Genomic DNA, 22,469 nt, shown 5'->3' with positions numbered 1-22,469 from the left:
TACTGGTGATTGAGGGTAGCAGGGGATTCGCAGCCAGTGGGCAAAGCTTGCGACGAGGGATCTATACACGTCAGGCAAGCCGGTCGCCTCATGGACGGCGGTGCCAGCTGCAAGCCTAGCCTAGCAATGAACTGTAACTGAGCGCAGCAACGCGGCCAGTCGATTCACGCGGTTTTGATCCTGAGCACAATGTCCTGATCGTAATTTCCAAAGCCCTTGCCGAAAATGTTGATCCCGCCGGGGCGCTTGGCGTCGTCCTTGACGCCGATACGGACGCGGATTGAATGATGGCTCTTCAGATCGAGTGCGGCGAGGCCGGTTTCGGAAATCCTGAGGCCGTCGACATAGGTGCCGTCATTGGCAATTCGCCAGTTCTTGAGCTTGCCGTATTGCGAACCCTTGAGTTTCCACCAGGACGGCGTGAAGACGCCGCGCTTGTCGCCGAAATCCCCCGGCGACGTCCAGGTGCCGACATCGACGCCATTGATCGTCAGCGTGATGTCCGAGGGCCAATCGGCGCTGGTGCCCGGCACTTCCGAAGACAGCTCTATCGCCACTTCGAGCTCGGTGATCTCGGCATCGGCGAGCTTGGCATTATTGGGAAACTGGTATTCGACAAAACCGCGGGTGAACCACAACAGCCCGGCTTTCATACGATCCGGATCGAGGAAAGTGTTCGGTACATCGAGCAAGCCGATGATGCCGTCCGGCGAACAAAGGCCGCAGGGCGCGGTAACCTCGAAGCCGGTGTAAAGCCCGATCGGCATCGACACTTCGATCGCGTCGTTCTTGACCGCACGATATTCGCTCTTGAACACGACGAGCACTTTTTCGGCGGTCGGATAGCAGATTTTCCGGTTGCCTTTCTTCGCTCTCTCGGTGCGGATCAGCCCCGCATCCTCCAGCACCTGGATGTTGGTCGAGACGGTCGACTGCGGAAGCGACAGCACGGCGGCGATTTCGTTGACATTCATCGGCCCCTTCTCATGCAGCAGTTTCAGCATCGAGATCCGCGCCGAGGAGGCAAGCCCCTTGAGCACGGCAATGCCTTCCTCAGGTTCGATCACCAGAAAATTGCGATTCATGAAATCGCCAGTCTATGCTCGTGACAGAGGTTATGGCTTCGCTCATTGCAACGGCGCTGACCGAAACGCCGAGCCGTTGATTTGGTTACATTAAGCCCTCGACCGTCAGTATGCATCGCAAGCCGTACCCGCAAGGATGGTGCGACATGTCTACATTTGTTCTCCGACCGCCAGCTCCTTGTAGTGCGGGGGTGCTTGTCAGTCCGTGGCCTCGATTTGCAGACGACTAGATGCTGGCAGCCACAAAGAGAGGCAGAAGCCGAACACGGAATTGGGGCCGTTCCCCTGGCCAAATCCCCAAGATACGGGACCTCGACGTCGATGTTAGCCGAACCGGCGCGGATGGATGCACAGGATGCGGTTCGCTGAAGTGCGTGCCGCCGTGAAGTAAATCATCGGATTCGCCACCCGATAGAGTCGGGACGGGGTTCTACCTATTGCTTTTGAGCATGATCTTTTCCGAAAATCGCGATTCCACTTCTTCGGGATCGCGCCAGTGCCGGCCTACTTCATGCTGGCCGCGGCAGCGACCCTGTCCACCATGGCGAGAACAGCTAGCGGTGCGGTGTGGTGGACCATGTGGCCGGCCTGCGGGATGATATCGACAAAGGAACCAGGAATCTCCTATTGTAGTCTAAGAGCCTCGGCTTTCGCATCGAACAACCGGTCGCCGGCGCCGGCAATAATGCCGGCAGGCATCAACAGGGTGAAGCGGCCGCCGGCCAGCGCGTCGGCCAGCATCAATCCCGATTCGGCCGCGATCGACCGCAGCTGTGAGGCCGCTGGCGATGTCCTTTGCCGACGAAGCAAACCCTGCAGAGACGATGCCGGGGCGAAATACTTGCCCATGGCGAGCGGCCAGGTGAGCAGCACAAGCAGCGGCAGCAAAATGTGGGGGAAAACACCACCGGCGGCAGGCAAGGCCGGCAGCCCGCCAGTGCAAGGCCCAGGCGCGGCGGCAAGAACGGACCGATGAAGACTCCCGATCGAATCGTCGTGGCGTCACAAGGCAAGTGAACTAAGAAGCTGCACGAACCGCGGGTGATCGCGAATGGCGTCGAAATGACTTCGTGACGGATTCGTTCCAGTACGTTCTGACTCACGCTTCCTCCGACGGCTCTTTCCAGGTACCGCACCGCTTCCTCCACTTCCCCGAGCACGGAATACATGCAAGCGGCGTTGTACTGCGTCACGAAGTCGTCCGGATCGATCGCCAGCGCTCTGGCCAGCCAGGAACGCGCCTTCTTCCGCTCACCGATATACGCGAGCGAGGGCGCCGCGATGCAGCGGTGCCGCATTTTCAGGATGGCGGCCAGTTGAGCGTTCGGCGCGCTCGAAACAGACCCTTGGTTCGCGAGCGGATGAAGGCGATCGCGCAGGAGCGTCCCCCGTGTAGAGTTGCCACCCTGGATCTCGCCTTGGCCGGCTGCATTCCTGGCTGTGTCCCCTAGGATACATTGTCGAGCAGGGTCGACTTATCCAAGCCATGTGTCGGCTCAGGCGGCCATTCACCATTCGGCGTCATCTCGTTGACTGTCTCGGGTAGATCCCGCGCAATCCTTCTGATTAGCTCCTCGCGCGAAAGACCCGTCTGCATCGAAATGGACGTGAGTGTACCTTCGTCCATTGCCGCTTGGACGTCCCTTGGCTCAATCGGTTGGTTTGGCCCGCTGCCAACCCACGAGTCGACCTTCGATCCTGCCCCCACCTCCCGGAACCGGTCGAGGATCTCACCAAGGTCAGCCCTCGACACGCCATTCGTTATCTGAGCCAGAATTCTGCGTTGCGGGTCGTTTGGGTTAAGATACCCCGCTCCCGGAATCAATTCACAGAGCTTGTCGCGGTTTTGGTATGCCAGAACGCCAAGCATCGCGATCGCCAATCTTCCCAGATTTGCCATTTGGTCTCCTCCACGGTTTTGGCCGATGAGCGAATCAAAGCCAAGTCTTGGCGGATGCCGACGCGTGTGGACTCGAACAACTTATTGCCGGTCGGCTCGCGGGCGGAGAGGACGCGTCCTTCGGGTACTCGTTTTCCATCTGACGTCTTCTCCTGACGCAGAACTTCGGGGCGCTTGGCCGCAGTCGCCCTGCGCCGATCGAGCGACCCTAACCCGGCGCCTCCCGGGTTTGTTCCGCTTGTCAGAGTTTGTCGCGACGATGGAAAGCGCGACCCGACGGGTAACTCTACCGGCTCGAGAGATAGAGTCTGCCCAACTTGATCATACTTCAGAACGACGGCGGCTCAGTTAGCCTCAGCTACCTAGGACTGCCGCCGGCTCGCGCACGAATTTCAATTTCGGCGGGACGGCGAACACCCTGAACCGCTCAGCCAGGCTGTCAAGAGCTTGACGCATGCCCACTCCCGCAGCAGCCGCACCGTGTCCACTGATGACCATCTGCGGGTTCAGGGCAGCCAGGTGCTTCACGGATCTTTCCGCCGCATCCCAGTCCGGCGTGAAGTAGCGCGGCGGACCGTGCATCTCAAGATCCTGAACGGCGACCTCATAGACTGACTCCTGACCGGTGGTGATGAAAGCGTCCCCTACGATCAGCGAGCGGTCCTCCTCGCGCCAGAGCGAGATATGCCCAGGAGCGTGCCCGGGTGTGTGTAGCCATCGCCATCCGGGCATTCCGGGGATCGATCCGTCGGCAGGTAGGAGTTCCAAACGGTTGCCAAGATCAATTGGCCCCCGTGGAAAAAGCGGCGAAAGCAGCGCCATCAGTCCACCCCCGACCCAGGGATCCGGTGGCGGATAGGACGCGGTTCCGTCCAGATAGGGGCGCTCGAGTGGATGCGCGAAGACAGGCACGTCCCACCTATTCGCGAGGTCTAGAACCGTTCCCACATGGTCGAAATGGCCGTGGGTCAGGATGATCGCGGCCGGCCGTGCGTTCGTGCCAAACCGCTTTTCCGCGACCGCAAGAATGCTGCCGCGGGACGTCGGCAACCCGGTATCGATCAGCATCCAGTTCCGATCTCCGCTGCCCGGTGCGCCGAAGAACACGACATTGACGATTGCTAGGCGCAAATAGCCCAAGTCCGGTGCGATGCTCCAAGCGCCGTCGCCACGATCCTCGCGCCTGGCGTGGTCGATCTCGGAAAGTCGAATCTGAACGGTCATGTGATCCCGTGCCTCTCTTGTTGCTGAGCAGCCGCTCGAGTCGATCGGCGGCGGTGGTATATCGCCCCGAACTTGGCACGGCCCTCCTTGTTCCTCCTTCGCCACCCAGCTCCGGACAGTCCACCACAGGAACAAAGGCTCGACCAAATCGGTTCGGCATTACCCGGTCGCGCCAGGACGAGCTGGACTGAGCAACGAAGATGGCGCGCCCCATTGGATGCGGTATTTCGCCAACGCGGTTCCCGGTCCTAACAAGGCGGCCGAGTTCGAAGCCGAGTGCTGAAAGAAGACTTCGAATGAGCGAAGTGGGGCGTATGGACGAGCACCAGGTGGAGGCTCCGGTTCCGCAAGCTTCGCCTATGACTGGTCAAGTTGGGCGCCAATGGTCAAGGCGGCCCGATCGGCAGGTGTCCAGGTTATCTGGGACATCTTCCATTACGGATCTCCAGACCATGTCGATCAGCGATCGCTGCATTTCATCGATGCCTATGCCTCGTTCGCGGCAGAAGCCGTGAGGGTACAGCGTTCGATCGCCGGAACACCGCCTCTGTTGTGTCCCATCAACTAGATCTCCTTTTTCGCATGGGCTGTTGAGGTCGGCTATTTCCCGCGTGGGGCCGAACAAACGTGCTGGTTCAAGCGGCATCTCGTGAAGGCTGCCATCGCGGGTGTTCGTGCAATGCGGGAGATCGACCCCGCCTGCAGATTTGTCTGGGCCGAGCCCCTTATCCAAATCGCTCCTCGTGACCGGACCCGCAGCGAACGGGGTCGGGCCGAAAACGCCCGTCAGGGGCAGTTCGAAGCTTACGACATGTTGCTGGGCCGCGTCGAACCTGAGTTGGGCGGGAGCGAAGATGTTGTCGATTGTCGTGGGCCTGAATTTCTAGCCGCACAATCAATGGTAAATAAACGGGCCGACGATATCGATGGGACACCATGAGTACCGCGCTTTGTCGGAAATGTTGCTCGAGGTTGCTCATCGGTGCGGTAAGCCGATGTTCATTGCCGAGACCGGATCAGAGGGATCCGGCGGGCCGGCTTGGCTCCACTATGTATGCCGCGACGAGGTGCGTGCCGCTATGGGTGTCGGAGCATCGATTCGAGGGTATTTGCCTGTACCCGATAACGGCCTACCCGGGCTGGGACAATTCGCGTCATGCAGAGGTGGGGTTATTTTCGGCCATCCACCCGAATGGCACACGCCGCCTCCGTCAGCCCGTCGCGGACGAACTGGTGCATCAGCAAGATCTGTTCACGGCAAACCGGACGCGCTGATTGTGTTGCGACACACCGCAAGGGCGAGCACCGAAGACCAGGGCAAATTACGGTGTATTCCTCAGCCAAAATCGGCGCCACGCGATGCCAAGTGGCATGGGTGCGAGGATGACCGTGCAGCATCAGGAAGCGGTGGCCCCTTCCACCAACCCGCACTCTGAGCGTCGCTTCCGGAAGTTTGATCTGCTCCAGCGAGAAACCTTCAAACATGCAACTCCCTCCATTCGCAACATTTGCCAAACGTGTAAACGGAGAGGCAGTTCAATGTCGGCTTCCGCGGGATCTGAACTTGCCTTGTATTCCGCGAAGAGGTCGTGAGCCGAACGGCGGCTTTAACTGGTCCCTCGGCAATAACCGGACGGACAGCAAACGGCCCCCAAAAAGCCGCCAGGCGGCGACGCGCCTGATATCGCACTTCGAGATCAACTCTGCCGTTTCCTGTTAGCCGAAGTTGCAAACGGCCCCGCTCACAATCGTGGTTGCCCCTTTGGGCATCGTGGTTCAGACCGCTGGCGGATTAGAACTCATATTGGCTTTGCGATCGGCTCATCGCTGCCGACTATCGGGGACCTATATAAAGGGGCATGTCCACGCGCCGTAAAATCAATGCAACAGCGAAGCTGATTGGAGAGTGGCCTTTAACCCCGGCTGCAACGTTTGGATCGTCGGTCAGAGCGAGGGGTATTTTTCTCGAAATACGCGCCCGCCTTCCAACGGAGTTCAGGAAATTGCTCAATATCGAGTCCCGCGTGCTTACCCTGCGCCTGTCTGAGGGCGCCGAGAATGATGGGCAGGTGGTATTCGGGATCATATCCAAAGCACTGCAGAATATCGAAGACCTGCCCGTAATCCCCCGTGAAATCGAGGACATTCTGACGATCTCGACGGCCGAACGGCACCGCTGGCTGAAAGATGGTCGCTTGCAGAGCGCCGGGACGAAAACGGTGAAACTGCGCGGGCGGGCAAGGAACATCACCTTTCACGTGTTCGACCCGCAGTACGTGGAGGATGTGCTTGACCGCGACCTGGTTACGGTCTGGCGCGAACAGGACGCAGCGACAGCTGCAGAGAATAGGCGGCGAGCCGCGGGCAAGGCCGCTATGAAACGCGCTCAAAGAAGCGGTCGCGGAACTGCAGCTTCAGCTGGCTATGGCCCCGATGAAAACTCGCACGCCAGTTTGCGCGGCTGGGAAGATTTTGAGAAGGACGGACTCCTGCGCTGATAGGCCGGGCGCACAAGCAGGTTAGGACGTTTGCCTGCGCCGTGCGAGATGCGCAAGGAGGGCCGTCAAACGCATCGCGTTCAGGACCCGCTTCGCAGGGACACCGCCCTTGCGCGCCATCTCGACACCCCAATGCATGTGATCGAGCTCGCGGATCGAATGAGCGTCCGGATTGATGCTGAAGATGCAGCCCTGATCGAGTGCCTTTTGATGCCAGCGCCAGTCGAGGTCGAGTCGCCACGGATGTGCGTTGATTTCGACAGCGACGCCGTGTTTCGCACACGCTTTGAGGACTTTTTCGACGTCGAGATCATAACCGGGCCGGCGCAACAGCTGGCGACCGGTCATGTGCCCGATGATTGTCGTCCGAGGATTTCCGACCGCCTCAATGATACGCTCCGTCTGCTCCTTCTTCGGCAACTTGAAGCGGCTGTGCACGCTCGCGACGACGAAATCGAACTGCTCCAAGATATGATCCGGGTAATCGAGCGAGCCATCCGCCAGGATGTCCGCTTCGATGCCCTTCAGTATGCGAAATTTTCCATTGTATGCCTTGTTCAGCCGGTCAGCTTCGCGGTGCTGTTCAGCAATCTCCTGCACCGAAAGGCCGCCTGCGTAGTGAGCGGACTGCGAATGATCGGCGACACCATAGTATTCGAAACCGCGCTTGCGCGTGGCTTCCGCCATTGCCTCAAGCGTTTCGGTGCCATCGGATGCGGTCGTGTGAGAATGCAGGATGCCATGCAGATCTTCATCCCGAACGAGGGCGGGTAGCTTCTGCTTTGCCGCCCGCTCAATCTCGTCCCTGCCTTCGCGCAATTCAGGCTCGATAAACTGCAAGTCTAGAGCTTGGTAGATTTCTTCTTCTGTCGCTGACGCGATCAGCTTTCTCCCGCGATGAAGCCCGTCGGCGTTTAGGGTGAATCCCTTGTCGGCCGCGAACGTCTTCAGTTGCTCAAAGTGGTCTGCCGAACCGGTTGCTTCGAGCAGGCTCGCGCCAAAGTGCTTCCTGTCCGTGACAACAAGCCTGAGCGTCGTATCCTCGATTCCAGTCGTCGACTTTCTGCCCTGCGCTACCAGGGCGAAGTCGGAAACGAGCTCGCAACCGCGCCGGAAGTCGCCTGCAATTTCGACGCGCGAAAACTCTGGATGCTCTTGCTTCACCGATATGACCGCATGTTCGAGAAGGGCGGCGGCCTTGTGCAGGTGAAGTTGCGTTTCGCCACTTCGCACGATGGCCAGGTTCTGCAGGAGCTTTGTCTGAAGCGCGGCGCCGAGGCCTTTGACTGGGCGTATGCGGTCTTCTCTTGCTGCGGCCTCGAGCTCCGCCAGCGAGTTCACGCCGAGCGCCTGATGAAGCTTCAGTATCTTATCGGGACGAAGCCCGGGTATGGCAAACAGCTCCATCACGCCCGCTGGAACATCCTCGCGCAGCTTCTCAAGGCTCGGGTGCGTGCCGGTTTGGTAAAGCTTGGTCACGATGTCTGCGATCGCGTCACCGATCCCCGGGATCTTGGTGAGGGCGCCGGCGGCGATGATCCGATCAAGCGGCTGCGACAGCGCCGTGAGACTGTCTGCCGCGCGCAAGTATGCCTTTGTCCGATAGGGATTGTCGCCGCGCATAGACGCCCGTTGTGCGTATTCCCTCAAAAGACTGGCGACGGTCCTCGGATCGATTTTTGCCATGGCTTCAGCCAAACGAGGCCGATCTCCGCAGGTTCCAATCAGGCAAGGCCATGAGCGCCGCGTTGCCCTTTGAACCCCGGCTTTACTGCCTGTCCACGCGTCGGACGCTACAGATTGGGCAAGGATTGGTCAGCGCGACCCCATCCAGCCAGAGCTTTGGAGGCTGCGCGTTTCTTCAATTCAGGAGCATCGCCCACGTGGAAATGAGAGGGCGCATCTATTGTCTTCATCTCCGCCCACGTGATCGGTGCCGCGACAGGAGCGCCCGGACGTGATCTTGCGCTGTAGGGCATGATCGCGGTCGCCCCGCGCTGATTGCGTAGATAGTCCACAAAGATGCGACCCTTGCGGCGCGCCTTTGACAACACGGCCGTGAAATGGGCCGGATCGCTCCGGGCGACCGCCTGCGCCAGGCGAGACGCGAAGTCCTTCACCTCTGGCCACTCGGCGTCAGGGGTGAGCGGCGCGATGACGTGCACTCCTTTGCCTCCCGTCAGCATCGGAAAAGTCGTAAGTCCCAGCGATTTAAGGATAGCGCGGAACTGAAAGGCAGCGGCGCGGACGGCCTCAAAATCGAGGCCTTCATCGGGGTCGAGGTCGAACACGAGGCGGTCGGCCTTTTCGACATCCTCGATCCGAGCCCCCCATCCATGCAGCTCAATCGTTCCCATCTGGACGCAAGTCATCAGTCCGTCGGCATCGTCGACATAGAGATATGGTTCCTCGTGCCCGTCCTTCTCCGTGATGCCGACGTGGTGGACTTTGTCGCCAAAGCTGCCGGCGTCGTGTTTTTGGAAGAAGCACTTCTTCGCGCGGCCCTGTGGGCATCGAACCAGACTGATCGGCCGGCTGCCAACCCAAGGAAGCATGATCGCCGCGACCGCTGCGTAATGGTCGGCGAGCTGTCCCTTGGTGATGCTGGACTCCGGATAGATGACGCGGTCACGGTTACTTATCGCGATGGCGGTTGTCGCAGACGCGGCGAGATCGGCTGCATGACGTTCCGTCTCGAGCACGACCGCCTCCGGCTTCTTGTCTTCGCGAAGACCAAGATAGCTCGGATGTCGTAACGTCCCTTCATTTGTCATTTCGGTGAAGGCAATCTCAGCGACCAGTTTCGGACGGAGCCAGTGTGCGCCGCGCACTTCGGCGCGTGGTGCGTCGACGGTGGCGGCCTTCTGCTCGAGAGGCGCCATGATCTTCAAGAGACGAAGAAGTTCAGCGGTATCGAAGCCGGTGCCGACTTTCCCGGCGTAACGCAGCTTGCCGCCGTCATGAACGCCAAGGATCAAGGACCGAAACGCGCGGACCTTGTCGGACGGCGTCCAGCCGACAATCACAAATTCCTGCCGCCTGATGCATTTGATCTTCAGCCAGCTTGCGCCGCGGGCCGCCACATAACTCGAATCCGCGAGTTTTGAGATGACGCCCTCAAGGCCGGCTGCGCAGAAGCGATCGAGCAGCTCTTCTCCGCGGCCGAGGATATGGTCGGAGTAACGAAGGACCGGATTTTTCGCAGGCAAGATCGCCTCCAGCTTCGCCTTGCGCTCAAGAAGAGGAAGCCTTGTCAGATCTTCGCCGTCGAGCTGAAGCAGATCGAACGCATAAAAGTCGATAGTCGCCGGGGCACCCTTCAATGCATTCTGAAGCGCCTGGAAGTTAGATCTTCCTTCCGCATCGACAACCACGGCCTCGCCGTCAATCAGGGCGGAGCGCACCTTGAGGTTGCGAGCCTCGGAGAGGACCGAGGGAAAACGGCTAGACCAGTCCAGACCAGATCGTGTGTAGGCTCGCGCCTCGCCACCGCCGACGGCAACGAGAATACGATAGCCGTCGTATTTCATTTCATGGATCCAACGATCGCCGGCAGGGACCGTGTCCACGAGCGTTGCGAGTTGGACCGGCCGGAAAGCGGGCGTCGCTAAAGTGACCTCGTCACGAGCGGGCGACTTCGCTTGACTAGCGCTCGACGCATTGATTGCCTTATGCGATGTTGGCTTGACCACTCTGACTTAAACCATGCTCAGAGACGAAACAGCGTTATCCGCCGTCCAACGCGCGACTACTTCTTTAGTTTCGCTGCCGGCCGAGTTGAGCTTTCGCGATCATTGCCGACCCGCTTGATTATCGCCTCGGCCTGAGGCCGTGCTTCCTGCCTCCGGCCCTTCCATTCCCGATTTTCGCGCACAGCTCACAGGCAATAATCAAGAGCAGGAACGTGCCCTCAAATGCCGCCACAGCGTATCCGGTTTCTGCCATCGGCTTTAGAAGCCTGACATTCCGGTTCCGGTCCCCTGTGGGTACGGTTTGATCTTCTCGTCGAACCCCATGTTACGATTGATGATTACTCGACGTGCCCCATTGAGGCCAAGTACCTCGCCCAGAGCAGCTCCGATGCCAGTTTCAAGAAGTGCAAAATGCCCATGAATGCGCCGACCAGAGTGAATGCTCTCGTATCCGGGTCTATTTCGAGCAGCGCGGACTTGGTCAGCATTAGACAGCCTAACGGGTCCTTCCCAACATAGCCATGGGCACCGGCCTGCTACTCACGCAGCACCCTCTCCTCCTTGGCAGCAGCCTCGAAAGCCTGACGGACCTCTTCCGGAGTCACACGGTCCTGAAGGGCGTCGGCGCACAGTTGCACAGCCTTCCTCCACTTAGGTCCGTCCACTTCATGAGTTCCTCGGCGGCACCCTCGACGTTGTTGCACCCGTAGGTGACCCCAGGTCGGTCGGTCTTAACGTACACCGGAGGGGAGAACCAATGGGTTACCACGACACCTCCTACTCAGGGGAGAGATACACGTTGGCCTCCTTAGCGGCAGCCTCAAAGGCCTTTCGTATTATGTGGGGGTCAATCGAATCGCCCTCCAAGGCTGACAGGCAGAGGGTCACCGCCTTATGCCAGCGAGGCCCCCGGCGGGTCCACATTTTGAGGTGCTCAAGGGCTTCCTTCGCATTGTCGCAGCCATGCCTGACACCGGTTTCAGTCTTCACGAACACCGGAGGGACGAACCAGATGGGCGCCATGATACCTCCTACTCAGGGGAGAGATACACGTTGGCCTCCTTGGCAGCCGCCTCAAAGGCTTCACGGACCTCATGGGGGGAGGCTCTGCCCTCGAACGCATCCACGCAGGATTGGACCGCCTTGGTCCACTTGGGGCCGTTTGTGTCCCACGCCATGAGTTCCTCGGCGGCTCCCTCGACGTGGCTGACCCCATTGCGAATGCCCGGACGTTTCGTCTTCACGTAGACCGGTGGAGAGAACCAGAGAGGACCCATAAGGGGGAACTTAGAGCGGCAAGAGCCCGCCGACCAACCCCGCTTTAGCCGCAGCTAAGGGAACGATGTAGGCCCTCGCGGGTTTAGAGGTGGCAGCGGGATTCTTCGTGGATGTGCAGCCGCTGTGGGGGGTCCGTCGCCTCTCCCTCACCGGCGGCGGGCTCCTTTCCCGAAGGCGGTGTTGGTAAGAGACACCTAGAATTTTATACCGCATCCAATTTAGTTAGTTTGTCATTGGGGGGAGTAATGTCCCCTCCTCTTTTGCAGCAGCCAGGAATGCCTTGCGGGCCTCCTCAGGTTCCATCTCGTCGAAAATCACGGCCATGCAAACGCGCACCGCGAGGTCCCAGCAAGGGCCACGCTTGGTCCACTTCATCAGCTCCTCGCCGGCAGTCTCGGCGTTGTTGACGTTGTGGATGATCCCGGGACGTTCGGTCTTGACCGGGACCGGAGGGTTGAACCAGTGGAGAGCCATGCGGTCACTCTTTGTCGGCCCGATCAAGTTCCTCCAGCAAATACTTTTGCTCAGCCCAGTTCCCGTTCTACAGGCAGAGTGAGCAGGTTGCGACGGTAATTGCGGATTACCTCTGACTATTGAAAATGACGCAGGACTGCGCGCTTCCGTTGCGATGCCACAGTGACTGAAGTTGGCTGACAGCTACTCCTGGGCGTCGAAAGCCACGCAGAGGCCCATGGCAGTTGCTGCCTCGACGATTGCCTCGGTTAGTTCTTCGTCGGAGGCCACCAAATAAGGCGCAGCCTCCCGCGCTTCGCGTAGTGCCGCTTTGATCGAGACCGTATCGCGACGGTCCGCCCTGTTGAGGAGTACAGTGATTGCTTGCTCTAGAAGCGGACCGACCCTTTGCGCGACGCTCATCCAGCCCTCCCCAGGGACACGCCGAAGGGGAATCTACTCACTTCCTGACGGACATCAACGCCATGTACGAATCGTACAAATTGGCACGGTGCTAGGCCGCGACAGTCAGGAATGTCTGTAGAATTTCTGTGGTGGGAATCGGACACCAGCTCGCGAAGACCCTCATGCTCCTCCTCGATCCTATTGACGCGCCTCGAGCCGCCTTTCTCCCACAATCCCAGGTCGGTCTGTCCTGACGTACACCGCAGGCGAGAACCAATGGGTTGCCATGAGGCTATTCGCGAAGATCGAACCCGACGAACAGGCCAAAGGCTGGGGCAACATTGACAATAAACTCCACCAGCTCGCAGTCAGTTTCCGCCAGATGTGGCCCGTCTCGGCGCACCGCTGCGATAGTCTCTTTGACGGAGATGATTTGGCCGCGACGGGCTTGTAGGATCAGCTCGTGAACAAGGTGTTTGGCAGTCACTTTGTCGGGTCGGCAGTTCGTCCAAACGTTCATACAAGGCCTCCCACCTCAGCGAGAACCCAAGGGGACATTCATGATCCTCTGTCGGGAAAAATCAAGAAGAAATGTTTGCCGGAATTTCTGAGCGGGAACCAGAGAAACAAGTACGGAGCGAGCCTCTGTACTCTTCCGCTTTGGCGCTCAGCCAGCCGGCTAGGGACCTTCTTCCGTCGGCCCCTGTTTGGCCCCATCAATAGCCGCAAGTAATGACTGTAGGGCTGGCGGCAGTTCTGGTTCGATCTCCAGATTTAAGAACGTTTGTACGTTATGACGATAGCCTTCGGAACGGATCAGTTTCCGAAACGCTCCGGAGACAGACTGATGGTCTGCTTTGTTGCTCGTTGTCATGTTCGGGAAGTCCGTCCCCAATGAGCCGTAACTCGCCCGCAACGAACGGGTTCCATCAGGAGGTCGGAACATTTTGGCTGAGATTTCTGAGCGGGAGATCGGATAACTGGCTCGCGCGAAGACCCCCCCGTGCCCCCTTCGTTTGCCGCAGCATTAACCTCGCTCTTTGAACTGAAATTCGTGTCTATCTAGCGTCGGCGTTGCACATCGTGAACGTTGGAATGCTTCTGTCCAATGTTTGCTCACGCTGTGATGCCAACGGGCAGGCTCTTGCGGCAGGGTGCCGCAAGGCGAATGAACGCCGGCCCAGTTCAACCCGCGCGACGTCCTTCAAACCTGGCGGGATCGATCTTCACCAAGCCGTCTGCAGCCTCGACCGCAGTTCGTATCCTGCTGCACAGCGCGAGATTTTCGGCCAGCATTTCTTCAGTGCGTTGAAGCGCGAGCTCGGTCTGGCGGATGCGCTGCCTGGCATTGGCAACTTCCGATGTCAAAAGATCGGCCGCCATCCCGTGGCCGTGGGGTTCCATAGTGTCCATGGGTTTCTAATACATGGGGCGCGATATCGTTCCCTGATGTCGGGCGAAACGGCGGGCCGCAGAAAAGCGCGATGGGCCGAATGACCAATGCGCGCCGTGTCAAAACAGCGCCGGCAACAGGCGAACGGCTTCGGCCGCTCTACATCCCACGGGCAGAGGGATCACGGTCCAGAGGGCCATTGATCTGTTCAGGTACGACTACAACGTAAGCGAAGACACACTCAGGCGGCTGGTGATCAAGCACCGTCTTCACAACCAGACAATGCCCGGTGCTCCGTGGAGAATAAGCGCTCCCGGTTTGGCTATGGCGCTCGCCGGCGATGATGACGCGCTTGCGCGGTTGAGGCGGGACGATCGCGAGCATCCGGACGTAACCCGGTATTTCAAGCGGCTCGGCATCCCGCGACCCTGACCTGTTATCAAAAGTTATGGTCGCGGCGACTGTCTAAAATAGACATTAAGTAGATGTCGCGGCCCGACAGGGCTCCACACAAGAGCGAACCGTTGCTGCCTTGCGCATCGCCCTCTAGGCCGCCGGCGTCGAGTTCATCCCGGAGAACGGCAGCCGCGCCGGCGTGAGGCTCCGCAAACCTTAGGCCGTAGACTCGTTACTGCGCAGCCACACACCTGCTTTTCGCCATCGGACGAAGCGGTTGCAACAGGTGGTGCGCGGGCCATAGCGCTGAGGCAGGTCGCGCCATGGAGCACCGGAGCGCAGCACCCAGAAGATGCCGTTCAGCACGCGCCGATCATCAACACGTGGCACACCTCTTGGCTTGTTGGGTAGACGCTTTATTCCATTGCTGACCATTGTCCAAAAGCGCTGTTAACCAAATTTTCTCACCCGCCAATGCTTATTCGCGCGACTGAAGGGGTGAGGTGATCGATGTGTGATTCAAACATAAGCGCGTTTCCGCTGCATCGGCGGCGGAAGTTGGTCGAAGGGATCGCCCGGGTCCTGGAATCCAAGAACGGGAAGGACGCGAACGCCTTCTGGCGCAACACCGCCAAGGCAATTCTCGTTCAACTGTCCGAATCAGGAATTGCACCCGGGGTCGCCGAACAGGAAGTTGGAACGCTTCTTCATGCTGTCTTGGGCGATATCGCCACCCGCAGTGCTGCGAAACTTGCACAATAGCATCGGCTCACGATGAAGGATTGCCGCATAGAGACGCCCCGGGCTCCACAAGCGTAGCACCACTGCATCCGTCAAACGCAGGTTTCTCACTGCGGATGAAAAGATAGGCGCGTTCGTCGAAATCATGCGCGCGAATGTACTCTCGGGCGAGATACGGCTCCGCCTCGCCTGTCCGGCGGTCATCGACCAAATCGAGGTAGGCGATGCGGAAACCCGCATTCACGGAAGGCCGACGGACCTTTTCCACGAGCTGAACCCGCAAAACCAATGAGCCGCCGTTGAGTTCCACACTGCAATCTTATGCGACTTTCGAAGCACGAAGCATGAACATCGAGTATGGTTCGCGTCATTCTCGCACTGAGATGCCTATAAGGGTCCGAGGTCTTTCCGCCCGGTTCTGTCTTGATGACACCGCTGTGTGTAAAAGGAGAACCTGGTATCACTTGCGCGGCCTGAATGTTCATCTAGTGGTAGGATACGGCGCAAGGGGCAACGGCGGCTAATGTCTATCCGTGTAAATATCGCTAACCAGGTACGGCAGACCACCGTACTGCAGTGGCGCCCATTGCTGCCATTGTTCGAAGCAGTCATGAACTCGTTTCAGGCAATCAAGGAAGCGAAACTGCCGACGGGTACGCCCGGACGCATGACGGTCGAGGTCGTTCGCGACGGCCGTCAACTCGACCTGGAAGTTCCGCCGATCAGCGGGTTCAAAGTCATTGATAACGGCATCGGTCTCGACGATGCCAACTACGACTCTTTTAATACTGCGTTCTCGCCACACAAACTGAGCCGAGGCGGCAAGGGCTTGGGTCGCTTCACCTGGCTCAAGGCCTTTGCATTTGCGCGCATCGAAAGCACGTTCAAGGATGACGACGGCGCATTGCTCACTCGAGCTTTCACCTTTGACGAGAACTACGATGTAGACGACCTGCGCGGCCTCCCCAAATCTGTCACGCGACATGCGACAGGCACAACAATCGAGCTTGTGGAACTAAGGCCGGAATATCACGGGCAGTGCCCCCGCACCTCGGAAGTGCTTATCCAGAAACTCATCGAACACTTCATCCTTGTACTGATGGACGAGGAGTGTCCGGCGGTTCAGGTTAACGACCTTGGGCTCAAGCATAACCTCAAAGAAATTTTTGAAAGAGACTATAAGGCCACGGCTTCGGCTTATCCCTTCGAAGTCGGTGGATACTCATTCACTTTACATGGTTTCCGACTTCCCACCTCACGGGCGACCAAGCACAAGCTTGTCTACGCTGCGGATCAACGGTCAGTCCTCAGCGACCGCCTAGCAGACCATCTTCCAAATCTGACATCCCGGCTTGAGGACTACGACGGCAAGGCGTTTTTCTACCTTGGCATCGTCCAGAGCCCTTACCTCACCGAACACGTCAACACCAATCGTACCGATTTCGAGTTCGGCAATCCTGATGATGCCGAGCTTGAACTTCCCCTCTCGGATCACAAGCTCATTCCAAAAACGGATATACGCGCTTCGGCACTAGCGTTCGTGGAGGACGATCTGAAGGATGTCATCGAGACCATCAACTCTGTCAAGCTCGATAGGATTCGTCGGTACGTGCAAGAAGAGGCGCCACAATATCGGATGCTTCTCAAGCACGCCGGCAGCTTCTTAAACAAGATCACTCCGACACCGTCTCGGTCTGAGATGGAAGGCATACTCCACCGGGAACTGTTCTTGCGGGAGACTGAACTCAAGAAAGACAGCACTCGCATCATTCGCGAGGCGAGCAAGATCACCGATTACGAGTCATACCACAAGGAGTTCACCGAATTCCTGGACCGGTACAATGAGCTTGGAGTGTCAGCCTTAGCCCAGTACGTTCAGCACAGACGGATCATCCTTGATTTCCTCGAACGCGCAGTCAAGTTGCCTGAGGACAAGAAGAACTACCCGCTCGAAAAGGTCGTGCATCAGCTCGTATTTCCAATGCAGCATAGCTCTGAAGATATCCCCTCCAGCGAGCAGAATCTCTGGATGATCGACGAGCGCCTCACATTCCATTCGTTCATTTCGTCCGATAAGCGAAACAACGCGCTGTCAGTCGTAGATTCGAAGGATAAGCAGAGAGGCGACATCGTCATCTTTGATGAAAAAATTATTTTCAGCGGTGAGCGGCCCGACGACGAGCATCCGCTGAACTCAATCATTGTGATTGAGTTCAAGCAACCGGGGCGCAACAAGTATGCGGGTGATGAGAACCCCGTTCTTCAGGCCGCAAAAGTGATCAACGCGATCCGCGGCGGTAAGTACCTACATAAGGGTCGAGCGATCCCAATCGCGAACGCAGATATTCCGGCCACGATTTTCGTGGTGGCAGACTTAACGCCAAAACTCAGGCAAGTTCTCACTGACTTCAATGCCACAATGACGCCGGACAAGCAGGGATTCTACGGCTATCACGCCAATCACAGGGTCTACTACGAGGTTATGGACTACACGAAGATGCTCAGCGACGCCAAAAAGCGTAATCGTATTTTCTTCGACAAGCTCAATCTAGTCGATAATCGATAGAGCCATGACGGGTTCAATCGCCCGTTCTGAGATGCATCTTCAGCCGGCACATCGGCTTCAGTCGAGTTCACGCGCGAAGCTGCCAATGGGTACCGAAATGTCCTATGTTCATGTGCAATAGCTGACAAAATTGACCAGCGTGCACGCCGTAATTGTCAGCTCAAAACCACGTCGATAAAGCCCTTTCCTTCCCTAATCCGCTCGAAGTCAGTGCGTAATGGCTGAGCTTTATCCAGCCATTCCCTCTCATAGGTCTCAAAGTCCGCGGGATCCTTCGGTTTGAAGTGTTCGAGATCAGGCTTGTAAATTCGGGTATCGCCAACCCGCCGAGCAATTTCCGTCATTAACAGGCCACGCGGAATCGTGCGGTATTTCCCTCGTTCGGTCGACACGACCGCTGTCGCTTTCGACTGCTGGCCGGCCGCCGGTACCGGCAGGATTGCATCCAGGATCGCAGTCGCTTCGCTGGGCTTTCCTTTGCCCATGTCCCAGGGTGTGCTGTTTTCACTGCCATGATGGCCGATCTTGAGGAAGTCGACTGTTTTGCCGAGCAGATCTCGGCGCTCGTTCCACATCACGTTCCATGAGCCATTCATCTTGCCCTCTTTGAAGTCGCCGTGCCATTCGGCGTCCCCGATAAACAGCAGGCGCTTCTTGTTCCATTCGATCAGCAGAACGATGCTGGAATTGTTTTTCAAAGTGCCATCCAGTTCCGCGAATGCCAAAGCGTTCGACTGCATGCGGGCACGAAGGGCGCGAAAAGAGGCCGGGCTGATATTGCGGGGCAAAGGCGGCTCTTGCGCTTTTGCAGTGGCATCAAACTCTTTTTCCGCGTCGAACGCGGCCGCTCCCAGCACGCCCTTCAATGTTCGCTGAGCGGTCGCGCCGAGATAATAACGATCGAAATCAGCCTCCGGGCCAAGGATGTTGATTTTCGCTTTATGGAGTTCAATGCCATGTGTTTCGTTGGTTTCGCCGGCATGCACATAGGTCGGCTCTCCGCCATCGAGCAGCGTCTTGCGCAAGGTCTGCATGGCGCCTTTGTTGTCAATCTGGAAAACTGACAAGAGCTCGCTTGCGCGAGGGCTCAGACTCGGCCCAAGCGCGGCAAGCCCCCGCATGGCCTGCTCAGCGACCCCTCTAATTTTTCGGGTCTTTCCCGCCTGCGGATGTTTGGGATCCATGGCGCAGTTCATCCAAACCGTGCCGACCTTCATGTTCTCGAATAGCTTGGGATCGAAGCCCGCTATGTGATCCTTGTGCTCGTGCGTGACAACGACAAGATCGAGCCGCTTTTTTCCGTCCTGTGCGTCTGGCAACTCGCTCTCGAGCTGTTTCATCGCTGCGGCAAGAAGCTTCCCTTCGCTCCAGGTGCCGCAGTCGATCAGCATATGGAATGCATCTTCCTTCTTGTCGGTTTTGCCGGGGATGCGAACATAGATGCAGTCGCCCAGACCGACATCATAAAGGCGGATCAGGAGCTCATTTGCCATCTAAGCGCTCCCAGGCTGGAATCATCGGCATCGTAAACATGAAAGTGCGGCGAGAGCTCAAACCGAACTGAGCCGTCAACTTCGCGCGCGATCAGTGGCGGTGTAAGGCTTCCAACAAGACCTTCGGGGCCGGCAAGTTCTTCACCAACCATCCCCTCCTCGATGCGTCTGGCAAGTGCATCGAGATACTCCTGCCTGCGCTGCTTGCCAGCCTCGAGTTCAGCCAAGGCTACCTGCTCGGTGCCAAAGAGTTTTTTGCGCGATTTTATCTTCTCCATCGCCACGCTTGCGGTGGCAAAGGGTTCGCTGCCTGGCTTGCGCGCCCAATAAAGCAGGCTGCCATTGACGTCGAAGACCATCGTCCCGCCACAGAGCAGGCTGGTCGTCTTGCCACTAAAGGAGCCAAACTGCGTCCCCGCTAACGCCAAGTTCTCGCGCCACAGATATTGGAGGATGATCTGTTTGGGCTGGAAGAGGCCTGGACCGACCATCTTCTCGGAGGTGAAGACCTCATCGACCATGATGTCGACATGGTCGGGAATGAAGAGCTTGTCGCGGTTGTCATCGAGATAGCGATAGGCCGCTGCACGCGAACTCCCGATAAGCTCCGGGTCGTGCGAAATTGTTCCTGGCATCCGATCGTACAAGGGCGCGCGCACCAGTAGGTCGGTTCTCTCCTCTGCGGTCATGATCTCGCGGTGGACGAAAATGTCCGCGATCATCTCGCGATAGTTGGTGGGATCAGTTGGGTTTGCGATCGCGAGGTTGCGCAAGACAGCGCGCGCGTAGTCGTTGAACGTAACCTCGACTGGCGGCAAAAGATCAAGCGCCTGGATGGCAATTATCTGCATCTGAGCGACCGCATATTGTAGCGATTGAGCCGGAGTGTGTGTCTCCCCGTCGCTGCGCTCTCGTTTGAGATATTGCTCGGTCAAGGCAACGAAGATGTCGAACATCGCTCCGGTCATCACCTCCGAGAGCGCGTGAGGTTCGATCTCATCCTTGTATTCGCCCAGAAAATGCTCGTTACCCGCACTACGAAGGTATGGTTGTCCTGACACGGCGTTGCCGAACTCTGTGGCGACAGATGCGATGAGTTCGTCACCGGATTTCGTCTTCAAGTGGCCCTTGGTCCTGGCCGCAAGCTCCTTACGGAACGAATTGTTCCGCAGCGTCATCAAGATTGCGGTCAAGTCCCCCAGGAATTCGTGAAAGGCACCTGTCTGTGGTGAGACCGCTTCCAGAAGATAAGGCCGAATGCCATCCAGCAGTGCATGACCAAACTCGTGATTGACGATATCGCTGGACAAGCAGGTGTGAATACGCTGACCGTTGTCGTCGTCAAAATAGTAGAACTGGAGCGATTTGCTCTGGCGATCATAATAGGCATTTGCGCCGTAACCGGCATTTGGCGTGACCAGAAGCCGATTGCCTTCGAACGCCCAAGAGATGCGCCGGCCGAGGCCGCTTGGGCTCTCGAAGAAATCAAGTGTGCTTTGCAGAATTGCCCAAGTGCTGACCTGGCGGAAGTGAGCGGTTTCTTTTAACGCTCGATCGATCCTACGCCCCTTCGGATCGAGAAAAACCTTCTCGCCGACGCTCCATTTGGCCGGTTCTTCCAACGTATTTCTGGTGCTGTCGTAATCGACAATAGCGAACCTCGCACTTGTGGGGCCGTCGCCAATGCGTGGCTCCCAAGGCACATAAAAATCGTCATCGATTTCCAGGCCGGGATTATTCTTCGCGACAAGGGGGTCCTTGTAATATGTGTCGAAGCGGACCTTGAGGCCGAGCTTCTTCTGCGTCACCCCATCCAGGAACCGTCGAGAGGCGTAGACGTCTCGCGTCTCAGCAGGTGACAGGGCCACCGCGACAGCCTTTTCACCCTTCTTAACGGGACTGCTCTTTTTCGCCATCTGCATCCCCCTGCAATCGTGAACTTGGAGACGTTACGACTCTCTACCCTAACTGCCGGCTTCTTTTGCCAGGCGATCTTTCATAAGGTCACCATAAGGCTCAACATCGAACGCCGTTGGAAAATTCTCTGGCTTATATCCCAAGATGGCTGCCTTCCGATCCAGAACCGACTGATGAACAAACGGCCGCGGCTCCTGTTTCTCGATCATGCGAGGCTCGGCCTGCGGAAGATAGAAACCGAGGGCGGATTTTCGCTTCCATTCACGCAATTTGACCGATTTTGGAATCCACTCGAGCGGCTTCCAGCCCCACGTCACTGAATCGTGCACGGCCCCAAGTGGATTCGGGCCCACGAAGTTCATCTTCCCCTCGCCCTCCCCTGTTCCGAAGACGAGGCGCTCCCGCATCCGAGAGTTGATCTGCAGTCCAAACGCCGTGGCTTCATCAATCATCCAGTCGAGCGGAAACTTAGAGATAGCGCCGTCCTCTTCAGGATAGCCACCACCAACATCCGAATGACACCCGGCGAACCAGACTTGCCTGATATCTTGCTCTTTTGCTGGCGCAGTTTTGTCGAAAGGATCTTCGACAAACGGCTGTGGTTCGACCCACCGGTTCAGCCGGAACATGCGACGATGCTCATCGATCGCAATCGCGTGGCGAAAGACCTCGACGCTCGGGTTGGTCCTTGTATGTGGCAGTGTCTGGAGCTGGGGCAGAAGTCGGTCCCTTCGCGGCACGATGACCGACGCAACCGTATCCCAGACACCAAGAAATTTGATACGAGCGTCTCGGGCTCCAGAGACTTTGGAGAAGTGCCAGGCGACGTTTAGGTCGTTCTCGTCGCTGGCCTGCTTATAGGAGCTTACAGCATATCGAACGATGTTAAGCTGATCCGGCTGCAGCAGGCCGATCATGTGGATCAGGCCCCCAACGGCGCGGACTGTGTAGGCACCGCGGCTGAAGCCAAAGAGGAAAATTGCGTCCCCTTCGACGTAGTGCCGGCAGATGAATGCGTAGGCGCCCGCGATTTCAGCGTCGAGCCCATATCCCGTGGCCAGTTCAAACACCGATTTGGTGTTTTGCCGCCAACGGGCCCATGCGTTGCTGGCGCCGATCGTGCCTACGCCAGCGTCGTAATAGACGCGCTGTTCCTCATTCTTCTTCAGGATGCGGAACAGTTTCAAAACGTTCGAGAGATTGCGCTCGATCTGGTTGCCCGTACCGTCGCAGCAGACGACAATGTTTTTCCCCACCTTGTTTTACGCTCCCGCACTGATGTATCTAGACTAAACTGGACGACTTCGAACTTCTTTCATCTAGCACGGTTTTTCGAGTCGGGCCCTCCCCGAAGCAGTCTAAACTCCGTTTGGGGCTCGCATTTCCTGCGAATACAGGCCTCAGGTCGGAAGCATATCGCGAATAGAA

21 protein-coding genes and 1 pseudogene are annotated in these 22,469 nt (G+C 57.9%); 3 read left to right on the top strand and 19 right to left on the bottom strand.

Features of this window, described 5'->3' with window-relative positions:
- Window positions 1-164: 164 nt before the first annotated feature.
- The 5 genes from NKH12_RS03965 to NKH12_RS03945 form a co-directional block, all read right to left on the bottom strand.
- Entirely contained in the window at window positions 165-1,085 is a 921-nt protein-coding gene (locus tag NKH12_RS03965; RefSeq protein ID WP_352884870.1) for an ArsR/SmtB family transcription factor, read from the bottom strand.
- 624 nt (window positions 1,086-1,709) lie between these two features.
- Window positions 1,710-2,006, bottom strand: a complete 297-nt coding sequence (locus NKH12_RS03960) for a hypothetical protein (protein WP_352884868.1) — start codon at window positions 2,004-2,006, stop codon at window positions 1,710-1,712.
- Between the two features lie 526 nt (window positions 2,007-2,532).
- The gene (locus tag NKH12_RS03955) at window positions 2,533-2,985 is read right to left on the bottom strand and encodes a YidB family protein (protein ID WP_352503351.1); all 453 of its coding nucleotides are present in this window, start codon (window positions 2,983-2,985) and stop codon (window positions 2,533-2,535) included.
- A gap of 354 nt (window positions 2,986-3,339) precedes the next feature.
- A complete protein-coding gene (locus NKH12_RS03950; RefSeq protein ID WP_352951961.1) occupies window positions 3,340-4,209 on the bottom strand; it encodes an MBL fold metallo-hydrolase in 870 nt (289 codons plus the stop codon).
- 1,170 nt (window positions 4,210-5,379) lie between these two features.
- Entirely contained in the window at window positions 5,380-5,694 is a 315-nt protein-coding gene (locus NKH12_RS03945; RefSeq protein ID WP_352467863.1) for an alpha/beta fold hydrolase, read from the bottom strand.
- Between the two features lie 374 nt (window positions 5,695-6,068).
- On the opposite strand from NKH12_RS03945, the gene NKH12_RS03940 reads away from it, so the two are divergent.
- Window positions 6,069-6,707, top strand: coding sequence for a hypothetical protein (locus NKH12_RS03940; protein ID WP_352884866.1), 639 nt, complete (start codon window positions 6,069-6,071; stop codon window positions 6,705-6,707).
- 21 nt (window positions 6,708-6,728) lie between these two features.
- Here NKH12_RS03940 and NKH12_RS03935 read toward each other — a convergent pair whose 3' ends face one another.
- The 10 genes and pseudogenes from NKH12_RS03935 to NKH12_RS03890 form a co-directional block, all read right to left on the bottom strand.
- Window positions 6,729-8,393: a DNA polymerase/3'-5' exonuclease PolX gene (locus NKH12_RS03935; RefSeq protein ID WP_352951991.1), complete on the bottom strand. Its 1,665-nt coding sequence runs from the start codon at window positions 8,391-8,393 to the stop codon at window positions 6,729-6,731.
- 107 nt (window positions 8,394-8,500) lie between these two features.
- Window positions 8,501-10,399 carry a DNA ligase D gene (ligD, locus tag NKH12_RS03930; RefSeq protein ID WP_352884865.1) on the bottom strand — a complete coding sequence of 633 codons (1,899 nt, stop codon included), beginning with the start codon at window positions 10,397-10,399 and terminating at the stop codon, window positions 8,501-8,503.
- 536 nt (window positions 10,400-10,935) lie between these two features.
- Complete coding sequence (locus tag NKH12_RS03925; RefSeq protein WP_352951990.1) at window positions 10,936-11,037, bottom strand: DUF982 domain-containing protein; 102 nt, start codon at window positions 11,035-11,037, stop codon at window positions 10,936-10,938.
- A 139-nt stretch (window positions 11,038-11,176) separates the two neighbouring features.
- A complete protein-coding gene (locus tag NKH12_RS03920; protein WP_352638187.1) occupies window positions 11,177-11,422 on the bottom strand; it encodes a DUF982 domain-containing protein in 246 nt (81 codons plus the stop codon).
- Between the two features lie 8 nt (window positions 11,423-11,430).
- On the bottom strand, window positions 11,431-11,676 hold the full coding sequence (locus NKH12_RS03915) for a DUF982 domain-containing protein (protein WP_352479083.1): 246 nt from the start codon (window positions 11,674-11,676) through the stop codon (window positions 11,431-11,433).
- 223 nt (window positions 11,677-11,899) lie between these two features.
- On the bottom strand, window positions 11,900-12,151 hold the full coding sequence (locus NKH12_RS03910; RefSeq protein ID WP_352884863.1) for a DUF982 domain-containing protein: 252 nt from the start codon (window positions 12,149-12,151) through the stop codon (window positions 11,900-11,902).
- 183 nt (window positions 12,152-12,334) lie between these two features.
- A complete protein-coding gene (locus NKH12_RS03905; protein ID WP_352457912.1) occupies window positions 12,335-12,553 on the bottom strand; it encodes a hypothetical protein in 219 nt (72 codons plus the stop codon).
- A gap of 274 nt (window positions 12,554-12,827) precedes the next feature.
- Entirely contained in the window at window positions 12,828-13,055 is a 228-nt protein-coding gene (locus tag NKH12_RS03900; protein WP_352457911.1) for a hypothetical protein, read from the bottom strand.
- A gap of 665 nt (window positions 13,056-13,720) precedes the next feature.
- Window positions 13,721-13,918: a hypothetical protein gene (locus NKH12_RS03895; protein ID WP_352643113.1), complete on the bottom strand. Its 198-nt coding sequence runs from the start codon at window positions 13,916-13,918 to the stop codon at window positions 13,721-13,723.
- Between the two features lie 643 nt (window positions 13,919-14,561).
- A pseudogene (locus NKH12_RS03890) lies at window positions 14,562-14,759 on the bottom strand (transposase); the annotation flags it as partial.
- Between the two features lie 75 nt (window positions 14,760-14,834).
- On the opposite strand from NKH12_RS03890, the gene NKH12_RS03885 reads away from it, so the two are divergent.
- Window positions 14,835-15,086 carry a DUF6074 family protein gene (locus NKH12_RS03885; RefSeq protein WP_352457909.1) on the top strand — a complete coding sequence of 84 codons (252 nt, stop codon included), beginning with the start codon at window positions 14,835-14,837 and terminating at the stop codon, window positions 15,084-15,086.
- Between the two features lie 7 nt (window positions 15,087-15,093).
- Here the strand turns inward: NKH12_RS03885 and NKH12_RS03880 are convergent, their stop codons facing one another.
- Entirely contained in the window at window positions 15,094-15,375 is a 282-nt protein-coding gene (locus tag NKH12_RS03880; RefSeq protein ID WP_352686003.1) for a hypothetical protein, read from the bottom strand.
- Window positions 15,376-15,675: 300 nt separating this feature from the next.
- Between NKH12_RS03880 and NKH12_RS03875 the strand changes: the two genes are divergently transcribed.
- Window positions 15,676-17,631, top strand: a complete 1,956-nt coding sequence (locus NKH12_RS03875; RefSeq protein ID WP_352619027.1) for a hypothetical protein — start codon at window positions 15,676-15,678, stop codon at window positions 17,629-17,631.
- Window positions 17,632-17,786: 155 nt separating this feature from the next.
- Here the strand turns inward: NKH12_RS03875 and NKH12_RS03870 are convergent, their stop codons facing one another.
- From NKH12_RS03870 to NKH12_RS03860, 3 genes are read right to left on the bottom strand one after another with little or no spacing between them, the layout of a single operon-like run.
- On the bottom strand, window positions 17,787-19,124 hold the full coding sequence (locus tag NKH12_RS03870; RefSeq protein ID WP_352951960.1) for a ComEC/Rec2 family competence protein: 1,338 nt from the start codon (window positions 19,122-19,124) through the stop codon (window positions 17,787-17,789).
- On the bottom strand, window positions 19,106-21,040 hold the full coding sequence (locus NKH12_RS03865; RefSeq protein WP_352619023.1) for a gluzincin family metallopeptidase: 1,935 nt from the start codon (window positions 21,038-21,040) through the stop codon (window positions 19,106-19,108). Before NKH12_RS03865 ends, NKH12_RS03870 begins: the two co-directional genes overlap by 19 nt.
- A gap of 48 nt (window positions 21,041-21,088) precedes the next feature.
- Window positions 21,089-22,297, bottom strand: a complete 1,209-nt coding sequence (locus tag NKH12_RS03860) for a T6SS phospholipase effector Tle1-like catalytic domain-containing protein (protein WP_352508305.1) — start codon at window positions 22,295-22,297, stop codon at window positions 21,089-21,091.
- Window positions 22,298-22,469: the final 172 nt, after the last annotated feature.

Origin of the sequence: Mesorhizobium sp. M1322 (assembly GCF_040318085.1) — a bacterium.
Classification (GTDB): domain Bacteria; phylum Pseudomonadota; class Alphaproteobacteria; order Rhizobiales; family Rhizobiaceae; genus Mesorhizobium.
Note: the sequence above shows the minus strand (reverse complement) of the source record. Positions and strands in the feature narration are given on the sequence as shown.